Origin of the sequence: Dactylosporangium sp. NPDC049525 (assembly GCF_040676755.1) — a bacterium.
Lineage (GTDB): Bacteria > Actinomycetota > Actinomycetes > Mycobacteriales > Micromonosporaceae > Dactylosporangium.
In genome coordinates this window covers 24,177-39,201 of the sequence record NZ_JBFAPO010000082.1, presented here as the reverse complement: position 1 = coordinate 39,201, position 15,025 = coordinate 24,177, and the positions used below count along the sequence as shown (strand labels likewise).

At 69.3% G+C, this 15,025-nt stretch carries 15 protein-coding genes; 5 read left to right on the top strand and 10 right to left on the bottom strand.

What is annotated here, in order from left to right:
• Window positions 1-325 precede the first annotated feature (325 nt).
• Window positions 326-1,000 (bottom strand): SDR family oxidoreductase, encoded by a 675-nt coding sequence (locus AB0K00_RS52525; RefSeq protein WP_363538385.1) that lies wholly within the window; start codon window positions 998-1,000, stop codon window positions 326-328.
• 17 nt (window positions 1,001-1,017) lie between these two features.
• A complete protein-coding gene (locus AB0K00_RS52520) occupies window positions 1,018-1,986 on the bottom strand; it encodes an RNA polymerase subunit sigma-70 (RefSeq protein WP_363538384.1) in 969 nt (322 codons plus the stop codon).
• An 83-nt stretch (window positions 1,987-2,069) separates the two neighbouring features.
• Between AB0K00_RS52520 and AB0K00_RS52515 the strand changes: the two genes are divergently transcribed.
• Window positions 2,070-3,500: a DHA2 family efflux MFS transporter permease subunit gene (locus AB0K00_RS52515; RefSeq protein WP_363538383.1), complete on the top strand. Its 1,431-nt coding sequence runs from the start codon at window positions 2,070-2,072 to the stop codon at window positions 3,498-3,500.
• A gap of 100 nt (window positions 3,501-3,600) precedes the next feature.
• On the opposite strand, the gene AB0K00_RS52510 is transcribed toward AB0K00_RS52515, so the two are convergent.
• The 5 genes from AB0K00_RS52510 to AB0K00_RS52490 all read right to left on the bottom strand — a co-directional run bounded on the left by AB0K00_RS52510 (window position 3,601) and on the right by AB0K00_RS52490 (window position 6,033).
• Entirely contained in the window at window positions 3,601-4,080 is a 480-nt protein-coding gene (locus tag AB0K00_RS52510; RefSeq protein ID WP_363538382.1) for an alpha/beta hydrolase family protein, read from the bottom strand.
• A 32-nt stretch (window positions 4,081-4,112) separates the two neighbouring features.
• Window positions 4,113-4,631, bottom strand: a complete 519-nt coding sequence (locus tag AB0K00_RS52505) for a pyridoxamine 5'-phosphate oxidase family protein (RefSeq protein ID WP_363538381.1) — start codon at window positions 4,629-4,631, stop codon at window positions 4,113-4,115.
• Window positions 4,628-5,131, bottom strand: coding sequence for an SRPBCC domain-containing protein (locus tag AB0K00_RS52500; protein WP_363538380.1), 504 nt, complete (start codon window positions 5,129-5,131; stop codon window positions 4,628-4,630). The genes AB0K00_RS52505 and AB0K00_RS52500 overlap by 4 nt, the downstream gene beginning before the upstream one ends.
• Complete coding sequence (locus tag AB0K00_RS52495) at window positions 5,124-5,462, bottom strand: metalloregulator ArsR/SmtB family transcription factor (RefSeq protein ID WP_363538379.1); 339 nt, start codon at window positions 5,460-5,462, stop codon at window positions 5,124-5,126. Before AB0K00_RS52495 ends, AB0K00_RS52500 begins: the two co-directional genes overlap by 8 nt.
• A 175-nt stretch (window positions 5,463-5,637) precedes the next feature.
• Window positions 5,638-6,033, bottom strand: a complete 396-nt coding sequence (locus tag AB0K00_RS52490; protein WP_363538378.1) for a helix-turn-helix domain-containing protein — start codon at window positions 6,031-6,033, stop codon at window positions 5,638-5,640.
• Window positions 6,034-6,102: 69 nt separating this feature from the next.
• Between AB0K00_RS52490 and AB0K00_RS52485 the strand changes: the two genes are divergently transcribed.
• The gene (locus AB0K00_RS52485) at window positions 6,103-6,435 is read left to right on the top strand and encodes a nuclear transport factor 2 family protein (protein WP_363538377.1); all 333 of its coding nucleotides are present in this window, start codon (window positions 6,103-6,105) and stop codon (window positions 6,433-6,435) included.
• Between the two features lie 512 nt (window positions 6,436-6,947).
• Here AB0K00_RS52485 and AB0K00_RS52480 read toward each other — a convergent pair.
• The 3 genes from AB0K00_RS52480 to AB0K00_RS52470 form a co-directional block, all read right to left on the bottom strand.
• Window positions 6,948-7,733, bottom strand: a complete 786-nt coding sequence (locus tag AB0K00_RS52480) for an SDR family oxidoreductase (RefSeq protein ID WP_363538376.1) — start codon at window positions 7,731-7,733, stop codon at window positions 6,948-6,950.
• A gap of 56 nt (window positions 7,734-7,789) precedes the next feature.
• Entirely contained in the window at window positions 7,790-8,458 is a 669-nt protein-coding gene (locus AB0K00_RS52475; RefSeq protein ID WP_363538375.1) for a TIGR03086 family metal-binding protein, read from the bottom strand.
• Window positions 8,459-8,733: 275 nt separating this feature from the next.
• A complete protein-coding gene (locus tag AB0K00_RS52470) occupies window positions 8,734-9,714 on the bottom strand; it encodes a helix-turn-helix domain-containing protein (protein ID WP_363538374.1) in 981 nt (326 codons plus the stop codon).
• A 132-nt stretch (window positions 9,715-9,846) separates the two neighbouring features.
• On the opposite strand from AB0K00_RS52470, the gene AB0K00_RS52465 reads away from it, so the two are divergent.
• From AB0K00_RS52465 to AB0K00_RS52455, 3 genes are read left to right on the top strand one after another with little or no spacing between them, the layout of a single operon-like run.
• Window positions 9,847-11,097, top strand: coding sequence for an MFS transporter (locus AB0K00_RS52465; protein WP_363538373.1), 1,251 nt, complete (start codon window positions 9,847-9,849; stop codon window positions 11,095-11,097).
• 20 nt (window positions 11,098-11,117) lie between these two features.
• Window positions 11,118-12,095: an aldo/keto reductase gene (locus AB0K00_RS52460; RefSeq protein WP_363538372.1), complete on the top strand. Its 978-nt coding sequence runs from the start codon at window positions 11,118-11,120 to the stop codon at window positions 12,093-12,095.
• Window positions 12,096-12,104: 9 nt separating this feature from the next.
• Window positions 12,105-14,879 (top strand): LuxR C-terminal-related transcriptional regulator, encoded by a 2,775-nt coding sequence (locus tag AB0K00_RS52455; protein ID WP_363538371.1) that lies wholly within the window; start codon window positions 12,105-12,107, stop codon window positions 14,877-14,879.
• Window positions 14,880-15,025: the final 146 nt, after the last annotated feature.

Genomic DNA, 15,025 nt, shown 5'->3' with positions numbered 1-15,025 from the left:
CCCGGCGGCCGGGTCGGCGGCGGACCCCGGTGTGACGGACCACGGCCTGTCGCGGTCGAGGATCCGGGCCGCCGCCGGGCGGTGCCGGGCGGCCGGGCACGATCCGTCGGGTGACAGCGCGGCCTCGGCCGTACTCGTTTCCAGGCCGGGACCACCGCACTCATGTGCGCTTCACGGCCGACGAGTACGCCGAGCTGACCGCTAGGCCGGAGAACACCGAGCCCGAGGCTCCCTGCGCTGCTGGACGACTACGACCCGGGTGATGGTCGAGGACCACCGCGCCGCGGTGCTCGTCAGCCTGGGCCGGTTCGCTGCCAACCCTGCCTCATAGCGCCTTCAGACCGTTCGAGGACAGCGTGTACGCGTCTCCGGGCGGTCCGCCGCCGGCGACGAGCTCGGCCACGGCGGCGCCCACCAGATCAGGGGTCATCGGCTGGTCCATGGCGGCGACGAACGCGGACACGTCGATGCCCTGGCGCCCGGCGTACGCGCGGACGCCCGCGCCACCCACCGCGGTCGACGGCGACAGGCTGGGCAGCAGGGCAACGAAGCGGATGCCGAGCGCGCGGCGGGCGGACTCCTCCGCGGCGTACCGCGCCACGAACCGCACCGTCGCCTTCGCACCCGCGTAGCCGCCGCTCATCGGGGAGCCGGCCAACGCCGCGCCGCTGGACATGGCGACGACGAGGCTGCCGGGGTCGAGCGGGGCCAGCAGCGCCGCGCGGGCCCACTGGAACGCCTGCCGGACGTCGACCTCCCAGGGCTGGCTGAACGTCTCCCATGTCTGCTCGTGCAGCGGCCCGGTGTGCGGTACGACCCCGGCGTTGAGCACGACGACCGAGGGCCGGTACTTCGCGATGAGCTGCTCGGCCACGCCGGGCGCGGACGCGTCGGCGGTCTCCATCGCCTCCGGGCCCCGGCTGACGCCGACGACGTCGTGTCCGTCCGCCGCCAGGGCCCGGGCGATCTCCAGCCCGAAGCCGCGCGAGGCTCCTGTCACGACGGCGACCCCGGCGCTCACAGCTGCACCGCGAGGCCGGACAACGCGAATAGCGACGGCTGGTTGAACGACACGATGCGGGAGATCCCGCCCGGCGTCACGGTCAGCACCTGCACCGCGTGCGCCTCCCACCCTCCGCCCGCCGGCCTGCCAGGTTGCCTGATGTACGCCGCGAAGCCCGGCGCGCCGTTGACCGTGAGTGGCCGCAACCGAAGCGGGCCGACCGCAGCGAAGACGACGCGGTCCAGGAACGTCGCGACGGTGTCCCGCCCGGCGAACCAGGTCAGGTGCGGCGGCATCTCCAGGGCCACGTCATCGCGCAACACTCGGACCAGCGCGTCCACGTCGGCGGCGGCGAAGGCGGCCGCGTACTGCTCCAGCAGTCGCCGCTGCGCACCGCCGGCCTGCGGCTCGCTCAGCGACTCCTCGTTGACGCCCACCCGGCGCAGCTGCGCGCGGGCGCGGGCCAGGGTGCTGTGTACGGCGTCGGCGCTGGTGCCGAGCAGTTCGGCGACCTCGCTGGCCCGCCAGGCGAGCACGTCGCGCAGGATGAGCACCGCCCGCTGGGTCGCCGGCAGGTGCTGCAGGGCGGCGACGAGCGCGAGCCGTACGCTGCCGCGGCCGCTCACCACCGCCGCTGGATCTGGGGGCGTCACGAGCGGCGACACCCAGCCGACCTCGGGCCCGGCGAGCGCCAGGGGCGACAGCGGGTCGTCGCTGGGCTGCCCGAGTCCCGACGGCAGGTCCCGCCGCCCGATCTGGGTGAGCGCGCTCAGGCAGACGTTGGTGGCGATGCGGTACAGCCATACGCGAAGCGATGATCGGTGCTCGAACGTGCCGAAGGAGCGCCAGGCCCGCAGGTACGTCTCCTGCACGAGGTCCTCGGCGTCTTGCGCGGAACCGGTCATCCGGTAACAGTGTGTGGTCAGCTCGCGGCGGAACGGTGCGGTCAGCCGCTCGAACTCTACCCCGGAGAGTTGCTCCATAGTCGTCACCCGAATGTAGACCCCGGCCGGGCCGGAAAATCGTCGGCCGACGGTTTTTCGCGCCGGCTCCGGTCTGCACCCTCATGACCGACAGACCACGCTGGGGCTGGACGCTCGCCCTGGCCGCCCTCGGCACGTTCCTCACCGCACTCGACATCGTCGTCGTCTCCATCGCGCTGCCGACGCTCCGGCAGACGCTGCACGCGAGCCTGGCCGACCTGGAATGGACCATCAACAGCTACAACCTGGTGTTCGCGGCGCTGATGCTGACAGGTGCCGCGCTCGGCGACCGCTTCGGTCGGCGGCGCATGTACGTGCTCGGCGTCGCCCTGTTCACCCTCGCCTCGGCCGCCGCTGCCCTGTCCACCAGCACCGGCACGCTCATCGCGGCCCGGGTGGTGCAGGGCGCCGGTGCTGCCGTCGTGATGCCGTTGACGGTCACGCTCGTTGCCGATGTGGTACCGCGAGCACGCCGGGCAATGGCGATCGGCGTGCTCGGTGGCGTCACCGGGCTGGGCGTGGCGGCCGGCCCGGTCCTCGGAGGAGCGATCGTCGAGGGCATCTCCTGGCAGTGGATCTTCTGGATCAACGTGCCCGTCGGCGTGGCGGTGGCGGTGCTCTCGGCACTGCGGCTGCGGGAGAGCCACGGGCCGCGTCCGCAGCTCGACGTACCGGGCCTGTTGCTGGCCGCCGCGACCATGTTCGCGCTCGTCTGGGCCCCGGTCCGGGCACCGTCGGCGGGCTGGGGCTCGGCCGAGGTTGTCGGGGCGCTGGTCGGCGGGGTGCTGCTGGCCGCCGCGTTCGTCGCCTGGGAGCTGCGCGCCGCGCATCCCATGGTGCCGGTCGCGTACTTCCGGCAGCGCGGCTTCGCCTCCGCCAACGCCGTAGGCTTCCTGCAGCAGACGTCGCTCATCGGCTCGCTGTTCATGATCACGCAGCTGTTCCAGGTCGGGATGGGATACGCGCCGTTCGCGGCCGGGCTGCGGATCCTGGTCTGGATGGCGGCGCCGGTGTTCATCGCGCCAGCGGCCGGGCTCCTGGCTGGGCGCCTCGGCAACCGCCCGGTCCTGCTCGCCGGCCTCGTTCTCCAGGCCGTCGGTCTGGGCTGGCTGGCCGTCGCGACCGGCGACGCCGGCTTCGGCTACGGGGACCTGGTCGTCCCGCTCGTCGTGGCCGGCGTCGGCATCTCGCTGTGCTTCCCGGTCGTCGCCAACGCGATCACCGACGTGGTGCCGTTCGAGGAGATCGGCATCGCGTCGGGCGCGAACAAGGCGACGGTCGAGCTCGGCAGCGTCGCCGGCGTCGCGGTGATGGCGGCGGTCTTCGCCCGTTCGGGCGGCTACGCCGATCCTGGGCAGTTCGTCGACGGGTTCGGCCCGGCGATCCTCGCAGCCGCCGGGATCGCGGCGCTGGGCCTGGCGGCCGCGGTGTTCGTGCCGTCCCGGGCAGCGGCCGCCGACTCCGACGCCATCACAGCCGGCGTGGCGGTCATGCCGGACCCTTCGCGGCGGTGACCGCCGCGGTCAGTAGCCGCTCGCGTGCGACGCGGCGCATGAAGCCGACGGGGAAGAAGCGGTCGCCACTGCTGAGGAGGAACTTCGTCGGCACGTCCGGTCATGCCGGTAGCGGCCACGGTTGCTCGAAGGGGGTGCCGGCCTGGGCTTTCTGCCGGCTGAGCGCCTCGGCCGCGAGTTGCGGCGGAAGATCGTGCACGAACAGGGTCAGCAGGTCGTCTTCGGCCCTGCCGTCGTGGGTGTCCTGTTCGCGTCTGGCCTGGTCGTATCCGGTGGAGGCCCACCACTCGCCGGGTGTTTCGCCTGGCAACGGGATCATCGCCTGCAGCATCACGACGAGCCTCACCTGTACCCGGTCGCAGACGAGCGGGGCGGTGAATCCGCCGAGGGAATGGGCCACCACGACAAGATCGGTGCGGTCGCCGATAGCCCCGACCACCGCGTCGGCGTACTCCGGCAGGCCCGCCGACTCGTCGGTACATGGCAGGTCGACGGCCACCACGTCGTGGCCCCGGTCGCGCAACTCGGCGGCCAGCAGGTGCCAGCACCATGAGTCGGCCGCAGCGCCGTGGATCAGCACGTACGTGCCCGGGGCTCCTGAGCGTGTCCTGTTCACGATCGGCCCCGCCGGTCGAACTCCTCCGGACTGGCTCCTCCGGGCAGCCGGGTCTGGAAGTCCAGCACACCCACCCAGGTCGGGCGGACCGCGATGCGGAACATCCTCGTGCCCGGGTGGTCGACCGCAGCGATATTGGCGGCGCCCTGCTCCGCACCGCCATAGCGGTGCTGAGCCATGATGTACTCCGGCACGATCCCGTCGACCTCGGTGATCTCGGCCCGGCCGCGAATGAGCAGCACCTCGGGCGGTGTGGAAGCGGCGTCGATGGTGATCGCGACCGCCGGCCGGGCGCGCAGGTTAGCGACCTTGGCTCCGCCGAACGTGGAGAGCACCAACTCGGTCCCGGTCCAATGGAAGAGCATCGGGAAGACCCGAGGTGTGCCGTCGGACGCCACGTACGCGATACGTGCCAGCTCGGTCGACGACAACAGCCGCTGCGCGACAGGACTGTCCAGCAGCCGGACATCGCCCTGCGGCACCTTCGCCACGTCTTCAGCGCGTGTGGCGGTCATCGGGCTGCGCCCGACGATGTGGGGGTGACCTGGGTCAGATGCTCGGCCAGCCGCTGGAACGAACTGGACCAGCCGCACTCCAGCCCGACGTTCTCCTCGCTCACCGCGAGGCCCGAAACGTGGAACGTCATCTCGGTCCAGTCCCCGAGCTCAGCGAAGGTCACGGTCAGCAGCGCCTCCCCGGTGACGGCATCCGGCCCGGCCGGCACTGGCGTACTCAGCACGAGCCGCTCGGGTTCCACCACCTCTCGACAGGTGAAGGTCACCGGGTACTCCGCGCCGTCGGCATCATCGATCATGCGAAGCTGCCATACACCGCCCGGTCTGACATCCATCGACACCGTGGACAGGGGCGTGGTGACGCCCGCAGGTCCGAACCACCGGGCAAGTTGTCGCGGGTCGGTCCACGCTCTGAAGACCAGACGGCGCGGCGCCTCGAAGACCCGGGTGATCGTGAATCCCCCGGTGGGTGTGCTGTTGGCGGCCGAAGTCTCAGTCATTCGTATCGCCTTTCTGAATCTCTCGCAGGTGAGCGGAGAGGCGATCGAAACCGCCCTCCCAGAATTGGCGGTAGCGCTCCAACCAGTCGGTGGCTTCGCGCAGTGGTGCGGGTTCCAGGCGGCACGGACGCCACTGGGCGGTGCGCCCGCGGCTGATGAGTCCGGCTTGCTCAAGCACCTTGAGGTGCCTGGAGATCGCCTGCAGGGTGAGCGGCGACGGCTCGGCCAGTTCGTTGACGGTGGCCTCGCCCTCGGCCAGCCTGGCGAGGATCGCCCGGCGGGTTGGATCGGCCAATGCGGCGAAGGTCGTGCTGAGCTGCTGAGTGTCCATGCCCTATTCAATCGAGATGTTAATTAACCAGACCATTGAACATACAGGTGAATGCCGCTGTGTCAAGTCAGCGATGCGGTTGGAAACTCCTGCTCTCTACCAGCCGCGGCGCGCCGCGCTCGCGTGTCTGCGGCTGGCGGCCCGTGCCACCGCAGGAATACCAAGGCTGCGCAGGTCAGGAGTCGGCGGCGAGGTCGACGATGGCGCGCAGCGTCGCCTGGAACTGGTCGTACCGACGTTGGCCGATCTTCGCGGCCCATCGTTGACCGATGTCGCGGCTGAAGCCGCTTCCGACGTGGTACATCCGCCAGCCCCGTTCGGTGTGGCGGATGATGCGGGCCCGGCCGTCGGCCGGATCGCGCTCCAGCCGGATGTAGCCCATGCGCTCCAGGTCGCGGATCAGGTCGTTGGTGGCCTGTTTGCTGAGCTTCACGTGGGCGGCGAGGTCGGTCGGGCGCATGCCGTCGATGGGCGGATAGCGCAGCATCGGCCGGTGGACCTCGCGAAGGTCGTCGAAGCCCGCGGCCCGCAGCTCGTTGTACAGCTCGACCTGCAGCGCCTCCCATGCCATCCGCAGCAGCGCGCCAACCTGTGGGTCGTTCTCGGCGGGGGTCGGCGACCCGGCCGGGGGGCAGTGGCGATGTACACCGACGACGTCGAGCACCACGTGGTCGGCTGGCCCACCGGTCCGATGTCGGGCGCGCAGGCCGCGAAGAACTTCTACGACCAGTTGATGGCCGCGTTCGTCAACGAGGAGATGGCTGCGGTGCGGACGCTGCACGGCGACGACTTCTGCGTCATCGAGTACACCGCGCGTGGCCGCTTCCCGCACGGGTTCGCGGGCGCACCGGGTGGCGACCGGCCTGTCACATTCCGCATGCTGCAGGTGTTCGAGTTCCGTGGCAACGCGATCAGCCGGGAGAACGTCTGGCTGGACGCGGGCGCGATCGTCGCGCAGCTGACCGCGCCATGACCGGAACCGGGTCGTACGTGGCGGCGGCCCGCATCCCCGAGGTGGACCGCGATCGGGCGGCCGAGATCGGCGCCGCAGAGGGTGCCGCCGCGCTCGCACTGCTGCGGCTCGGAACCAGCGACGGGGCCCGCCCGACCGACTACGCCGAGTGGGACGTACGTACGCGTCGCGCTGGAGCTGACCGGTCCGGACGGCGGCTCGTGGACGCTCGGGTCCGGCGAACCCGCCGGAGTCCTCAGCGCCGACACGCTCGACAACATGCGCGCCGTGGCCGGTCGCAACGACAACGTCGCGCTCGCCATCGAGCGCGGCAGCGAGGAGGCCCTGCCGCTCATCCGCGCGGCGCGGATTCCCTTCTGACGGAGGCCTTTCACGCGGGCCGCCGGACGACCGGTGACGCCACCGGCAACTCGACGGCGACTCTATCGGTGACTGAATCGGTGACTCGACCGCTGGAGCAAGCCGGCAGGTTGTCCGCCGGCCAACGTCGAGATCCGCCGGCCCGCAAGGCGTCAGCTCGTGAAGGTCCCGCTGGTGACGTTGACGAAGGAACCCGTGATGGAAGCGGCGTGGTCCGAGGCCAGGAAGGCAGCGGTCGCCGCGACATTGGCCAGCGAAGGCGAGCGACGCAGCATACGCATCTGCGCCAGGTGCTGCAGGAGACCCTGGAAGGCCGCTTCGTCCAGTTGCAGGTTGCTGTTCACCGCCGCGAGCTTCTCGGGAGACAGAGTCTCGGCAACGGCGGCGGTCCACAGGCCGAGGACGCGGATGCCGTGCGGGCCGAGTTCGGCGGCCAGGTTGCGCACGAGGATGTCGGTCGCAGCATCGGCCGGCCCGGTACCGCCCATCATCGGGCTACCGAACGCCGAGCCGCTGTTCAGGGCCAGAATGACGCCGGACCGGCGCTCGATCATGTGCCGGGCTGCCGCACGGGCGGTGATGAAGTTGGTCCTGAGCCCGATCGTCACGGGTGCGAGCAGGTCTGCTGTGGCCATTTCGGCAAGGGGTACACCTTGGATGTCGCCGCGGGAGACCAGGTTGAAGGAGATGTCGATGCCACCGGCCGAGGCCGCCACCGCCAGTGCGTGTTCGTCGACAGCACCCTCGTCGAGAGCGTCGATGACGGTCACCTCGGCGAAGCCACCGTTGTCGGCGATCTCCTTGGCTACCGCCTCCAGCTTGTGAAGGCTCCGCCCGGCGAGGAACACCCGGGCTCCCTCGGCGGCGAACGTGCGGGCCACGCCGGCGCCGATGCCACCGACGCCGTAGATGATTGCGTTCTTGTTCTCCAGCAGCATGGCTGGCTCCTTACGTTTCAGGGATGACCGTCGCTGGGTATGCGGGACCGGGAGGGCTAGTTGGTGCTGCGTCCTGCGAAGGCGGCGAGCTGGTCGTACACCGAGGCGCCGACGGCCACGACCTTCTGCGGGCCCATCTGGAAGCCGTAGGCCTCCTGGCCACGAAACTGCGGGTCGTCGTAGGTCCTCGCCCAGTCCAACGCGAACAGTCCCAGCTCCGGATCGAGGACCGCGACCTGACCGGTCGCCTTCGCGATGTCCCATGAATGGATCACCAGCTCGGAAACCTGCTGCCCGACGGCCGTCTCGGCCGGAATGTCCCCGCCTGGGTACCGGTGCGGACGCTCCAACGCGCCGGGCTGCGACCACGCCGCAGCCAACGAGGACGCCGCCGCCCGGTACGCGCTGATCCAGTCGTCGCCGATGATGTCACCGTCGCTGGAGCCACGCCGGCCGGTGGTCGTCACGTCCACGAACCGACGCATCTCATCCACCAGATGGTTGATCAGCGCCCGCACGTCCCACGAATCGCACGGGGTCGGCAGGCTGGCCTGCTGGCGCCGTACACCCGCGATTACCACGTCCGCCTGGCCCAACGCCCGGTCCAGCATGGCAAGCGGGTCGGCTTCGGGTCCGGACAGCACGGCAAGGTCGCGTGCGGTGCGCTCCCGATGAGGGGATGCCTCACCAGAGGCTGAGCCTGGCGCTTCGTCGTCCTCGAACATGATCACTCCTCGTCGGCCCCGCTTCGGCAGGGTGGCCTCGTTGTCGTGTTCAGCCTGCCCGGCGGGCCCGCTTCGGGCTTCCGTGGTGACTACGGGACCTGTACGTGTCAGGTACGTGGCGGGTACGGACGGTCCACGTCCACGGACCTGATCGTGATGCGGGCCGGCAGAGCGTGCGCGGTCCCGCTCGAGATGGCCAACGACGTCGGCGTCGACGTCCGTACCGCGCTCGAGGCGTCAATGTCGGCGGACGGCAGTGCTTATGGTGGTTGGTGTCAATCGCGATTGCCGAACGCCTTGCGGTAGCTGGTCGGCGTGGTGCCCACCTGACGGTTGAAATGCAGCCGGAGGGTGTCCACGCTGCCGAATCCCGTAATGCGGGCGATGGCTTCGATCGTGCTGTCCCCGGTCTCCAGCAGTTCTCGCGCAGCATTGACGCGCTGGTTCGTCAACCATCGGTGTGGTGTCGTGCCCGTCGTGTCGCGAAACATGCGGGCGAATGTGCGGGAGGCAAGACGGGCCCGGCGCGCCAGGTCTTCGACCGAGATCGGCCGGTCCAGATTGCGAACGGCCCAGCTGATGGCGTCGTGCAATGGATCGTTCGCCGCGACGGTCGGCAACGGTGCACGGAGGTACTGCGCCTGCCCGCCCTGGCGATGCAGCGGCACGACCATCCGACGGGCTACTTCTGCGGCAACAACGGCACCATGCGCCCTTCGCAGAAGGTGGAGGCCGAGGTCGATGCCGGCGGCCGTGCCCGCTGAGGTGGAGATGTTGCCGGAATCGACGTACAGCACATTCGGGTTGAGGCGAATCTGCGGGTATCGATCAGCCATTTCGGCCGTCCATCGCCAATGGGTCGTGGCGGCAAGGCCGTCGAGGAGGCCGGCCGCCGCGAGGACGAAAGCGCCACGACAGATGGCCATCAGATGTGCGCCCCGATCAACGGCGCGGTACAGGTGATCGACGAGCGCCGGGTCGGGCGGTGTCTCGACCCAGGATCCCGCGACGAGCACGATGAGGTCGGCTTCGGTGAGACGGTCCAGTCCGTGCTCGGGGGCGATCCGGTGCGCAGCGGTTGTCCGTACCGGTCCGCCTGGGACCGATGCCAATGCGAAGTCGTACCGGGGCAGCCCTTGGTCTGAACGATCCAGACCGAACAGCTCACAGGCGATTCCGACCTCGAATGGGGCAACGCCGTCCGCCACCGGCACAGCGACGTTCGTGATCCTCAACGGGGAGGTCTCTGCTGGCATTGCATCAGCGTGTCAGACGGAACCACTGGTCGGCACCGGTCCGCAGCGGGGGAGCAGCGGTGGCAGAAACTGCGGCCTATCGGGCAGATCTGCCTGGCACATTCTGGCGGTCCCGACCTGATCATGGCTCTCATGAACACGCCACCAGGGGAGTCCGCCGCATCCGCGCGGATAGGGCGGCCGATACTCGCGCTGCTCCTCGCAGCGATGCTCGCCATCTCGTCGGCGTACGGTCTGTTGCTGTTGTTGCCGCTGTACCTCAAGGTGCTCGGAGGCACCGAGGCGACGTTCGGTGCGTTGACCGCGGCCTCGGCGCTGCCGGCGGTCGTTGTTCTCACTGGGCTGCTCCGCTTCCCTGACCGCGTCCGGCCGCCCGTGGTGCTGGCTGGGGCCGCGGCCGTGTATGCCTTGACCGCCGCCGCACTGTCCCAGGTCGGTTCTATCGGGATCACCCTCGGGGCGCTCGTGTTGGTGCTGGGTTCCACCTGGGCCGTTATCTACACCGTCGGCCCAATGGTTGTCAGCGAACACGTCCCCGACACGGCACGAGCCGCCTACATCGGTTACGTCACCGGAACCGTACAACTGGGCTTCGGCATTGGTCCGGTCCTGGGAGGCTCGCTGCACGCCCGGGGATGGACCTATCCGGCGACGTTTCTGTTCGCTGCCGCGCTTGCGGCGGTTGCTGCCGGACTCGCGTATCTGTCGGCCGTCATTCGGCCGCGACATTCGGCACGTTCAGCGGCGCCGGCGGACCGGCGACCCGTCGAACTGCGGGCGGCTCTGGGAAGGATCCTGCGCTCGCCGGCGCTGCGACCGCTGGCGATGATTCTGCTGCTGGCATGCCTGTTCACCACCATGAACAGTTTCCAAACGACGTTCGCGCAGCTGCGCGGGCTGAGCTTCGATGTCTTCTACACCGGTTACACCGTGTCGGTCATCGCCGTGCGGCTGGTGATGGCGAGGTTCTTCCGTGACACGGGTACCGACCGGACCGTCATCGTCGCGACAGCCGGCGTCAGTGTTGCGGTGCTGGGCTTTCTCGCCGTCGGCTCTCACGTAGCCCTGTATGCGACATTTTCGGTGCTGCTGGGCGGCGCGTACGGACTGGCCCTGCCCGCAATACAGGCCCGGGCGGTGAACTTCGCACCTATCGGCGACCGCGCCAGAATGCTGCCCTTGGCCGGGCTCTTGTTTCAGATCGTGATCCTGGGATTCCCCATGGTGGCCGGAGCCGTTATCGCCACCTTCGGATACCAGACGGTTTTCCTGGTCCTCTTCTGCCTTGCCGCCGCTGTGTGGCTCCTCAGCCTGCAGCGGTCACCCCGCGACAGCAGCGGGCAACTGCCGGTGACCGAAGCCCGTCCTACGGCCTCGCCCTAGATCTCGTTGGAAGGAGCAGCATGCGCTATGTCCCACTTGGCTCATCGGGCCTGAAGGTGTCGCAGGTCGCGCTCGGAATGATGAGCTACGGCGATCCGGCGAAAGTCGGCTGGCAACTGCCCGAGGACCGGGCCGAGCCTATCGTCCGTGCCGCTGTCGAGGCCGGCGTGACGTTCTTCGACACAGCCGACATGTACGCCGACGGGGTGAGCGAAGAGATCACCGGACGCCTGCTCGCCAAGCTGTTTCCTCGACGTGATGACTACGTCCTGGCAACCAAGGTCTATTACCCCATGACGCCGGGCCCGAACGGCCGAGGCCTGTCCCGCAAGCACATCATGGACGCGGTTGACGCTTCGCTTCGCCGCCTCGGCACCGACCACATCGACCTTTACCAGATCCACCGGTGGGACGAGACGACACCGATCGAGGAGACGATGGCCGCCCTCCATGATCTGGTGCGCGACGGGAAGGTGCGCTACCTCGGTGCGTCGCTGATGTACACGTGGCAGTTCGCGAAGGCGCAGTACACCGCCCATTCCGCCGGTTGGACGCGTTTCGTGTCAATGCAAACCCGATACAACCTCGTCGACCGCGAGGAGGAGCGGGAGATGATTCCGTTCTGCCGCGACCAAGGGGTCGGCGTCGTGCCTTACAGCCCCCTCGCTCGCGGCATGCTGGCCCGCACCCGTCAACCCGACGGCGCGCCGGCCACGACACGCGCCGTCGCCGAGCGGGATTCCCGGCCGACCTTCGACAACGATCTTGAGGTCGTCGGAGCCTTGGCGGCAGTCGCCGACAATCGGGGGCTGCCGCCGGCGCGCATCGCTCTGGCGTGGCTGCAGAGCAAGCCCGCGGTGAGTGCGTCCATCGTGGGCGTGACCCGGCCGGGCCAGCTGGAGGACGCGCTGGCAGCCTTGGACATTTCGCTCACGGCCGACGAGGTCGCGGCGTTGGAGGCGCCGTACCGCCCGCGCCCGCTCTACGGCTACGCGTGACGACGCCCAATGAACGTACGCGCTTCCGCAGAGGTCTCGAAGCGAGAGGCTGAGGTGCTCGAGGCATTAGGGCGACGACTCTCCAACGCGCAGATCGCGAACCGCCTGCACCTGTCGGTCCGCACCGTAGAGGGCCACGTCTCGTCGTTGCTACGCAAATACCGGGTCTCGGATAGGCAGTCGCTCGCCGCGCTTGCAACGCGGGCGCCCGCGCACCGGCCAGGCATCTGTGGGATTGCCGGCCTGCCCGTTTCTCTGACAACGTTCGTGGGCCGGCAGACGGAACGCGGTCTGTTGCTGGATGCCCTGGCGCACTCGCGAATGGTCACGCTTGTCGGACCGGGAGGAGTCGGCAAGACGAGATTGGCCGCGTTGGTGGCCGGCACAGCCGACGGGTTTCCGTTCGGTGGCGCATTCGTGAATCTCGTCCCCGTTCAGGGCGAGCTGGTGCCGCAGGCGGTTGCCGCGACATTACAGGTGACTGAACAGTCGCAGGTTCCCTTGGAGGAGACGATTGCCGATCACCTCAACGGTGGTCGTTCGCTGGTTGTCCTAGACAACTGTGAGCACGTCCTTGACGCGGTCGCTCGCTTCGCGACGCGCATGTTGCTGCTCTGCCCAGACGTGACCGTGCTGGCAACGAGCCGGGAGCGCCTGGGTGTGCCAGGCGAGCGAAGCGTCGTCGTAGGACCGCTGCCGTTGCACTCTGATGCCGAGCATCTGTTCATCGATCGAGCGGCCGCCGCCTCACCCTCCTTCGCCGCCGGGCCCCACATGGTCACGGAGCTGTGCGCCCGGCTGGACGGGCTGCCACTGGCGATCGAGCTGGCGGCCGCGCGGGTGCCTGCGCTGGGTCCAGACGGCATCCTCGCGGCGATGAGCAACATGATGCGGCTCCTGGCCGGCAGTCGCAGTGCGGACAGACGTCACCGCTCACTCCATTCGTTGATCGGATGGAGCTACAACCTCCTCGATGACGACGAACGTGCACTGTTCCGGGCCACAGCGATGTTTGTCGATCAATTTGACCTGGACGCGGCGTTCCGAGTCAGCAGCATCTCCGACGTCGGCGTCGTCGCGGACCTCCTGGGCCGTCTGGTTGCCAAAGGACTGGTGGAGCACCAGCCTCTGGCGCCGAGCCGGTGGCGGCTCCTGGACACGGTCCGCGCGTTCGCGGCGCAGCGCCTGCATGCCAGCGGTGAACGCGCAGACGTGCGACGGCGGTATCTCGCCTGGGCCGAGACGACCGTTGCACGGCTGCTGAGGCGCTTGGACGAGCCTTGGCAGCCCACGTTCGACGCTCAGGTGGGCGACCTGCGGGCCGCGTCGGCTGCCACCGGCGGCGAGCCTGATGCACTCGCGCACCGGTTGACGCGAGGCTTGGCGAAGCTCACGTATGCACGCGGATTCCTGATGGAATCGCTCGATCACTACCGCCAGGCCGCTGCACGTGCGCCGACCCCGCGCGAGGCTGCCGCAGACCTGCAGGACGCGGCAGGCTGCGCAAGGGTCAGCGCGACGTCCGGTCTGCAGGTCTTCGAACTGCTTCTAGCGTCCGCCGAGCAGGCCGGCTTGGCCGGCCGGGGCAATGAGCAGGCGATCGCGCTCGCCCGGGCGGTCGAGACGGCCAACCGCCATCCTGCGCTGTTCGCGTCGCCGGTTCCGCAGACGTATCTGCATCAGCTGCTCGATGCCGCCAGAGCCGCTGCCGACCCCGAGCACCCGGCGGCATGCGCCTGGCTGGCCGTCGCCGCCGCATGGACGGCGGTGCCGGCCCAGAACGATCCTGATCCGGTATTGGCACGCCTTGCTCTCGAGGCGGCATACGTAACCGGCGATCCCGTCCTCATCAGTGCGAGCCTTGATGCGGTGGGAACCGCCGCGGAGCAGCGAGACGAGCCGGACGTCACGACACGCCAGCGCTTCGCTCTGCTGACCAGAATGGACCATCGCGACCCGCAGTCAGCGCCGGAGATCCTCGACACGTACTCGGTGGCGTCCGCGCACGCCGTGGTGACCGGTGACCTGCCCCGGGCACTCGGCGTCGCACGCGCGATGCTCGAGGATGAGCTGCTGGGTGGGCACGTCCTGCTGTCGGCCGGCAGTCTGATCCCACCGCTGGTGCTGACCGGGGATTTCGACGAGGCGTTCCGGTATGCCGACATCGCCTGGCATGGCTGGCAGGCGGCGGGGCGTCCCGCTGCCGGTTGGCTGACTCCCGCGATATCGGCGGTCGCGCTGGCGCACGGCCTGGCCGGCGATCGTGAAGCGTACCGAACGTGGCGCGCCCGCATTGACGAAATTGCCGGCCTGCTCGACGGCGAACAGCTCATCGTCGCGCCGTTGGCCTTCGCAGACGCACGCGTTGCCGTACACACCGGTGACTTGAGCAGCGCACCCTCACTCGTGGCGCAGGCGGCGGCGGAATTTCGCGGTGCCAGGTACCGCGGTTACGCCAGGACCGCCGCGGCGGAGCTCGCCGTCATCGCCGGTCTGCCCGCTGCGACGCAGTTGCTGGAGGCTGCCATTGACGCAGCAGCTCGAAGCGAGTGGGCCGCAGCCTGCGTGGCGCGCATCCGTGGCCGTCAGAACCAGGACGCCCACGCGTTGGTGGACTCCGCCCGTCGCTGGGGGCGGATCGGCGCCCGTTTCGAGCGCGCCTGCACCATGATGCTGCTACCCGAACGCGCCCACGAGGCGCTCGCGGAGTTCTCCGCGATGGGCGTACCTCCGCCGGCGGTCGTCTCCTCGGCCGCCGCGCCCGACCAGGGCACCACAGTCTGATCATGCAAGAGTGCCGTCCGTCGGCGTCCTCGGGCGCAGGGGAGCATCAGGCAGCCCGCCGTCCAACCCGGAACGTCGATACGAACAGGGCGCCGCTCGCCGACCGCACTGCGTGCAGCGGCGGCCACGATTGGGGGGAGCATCGT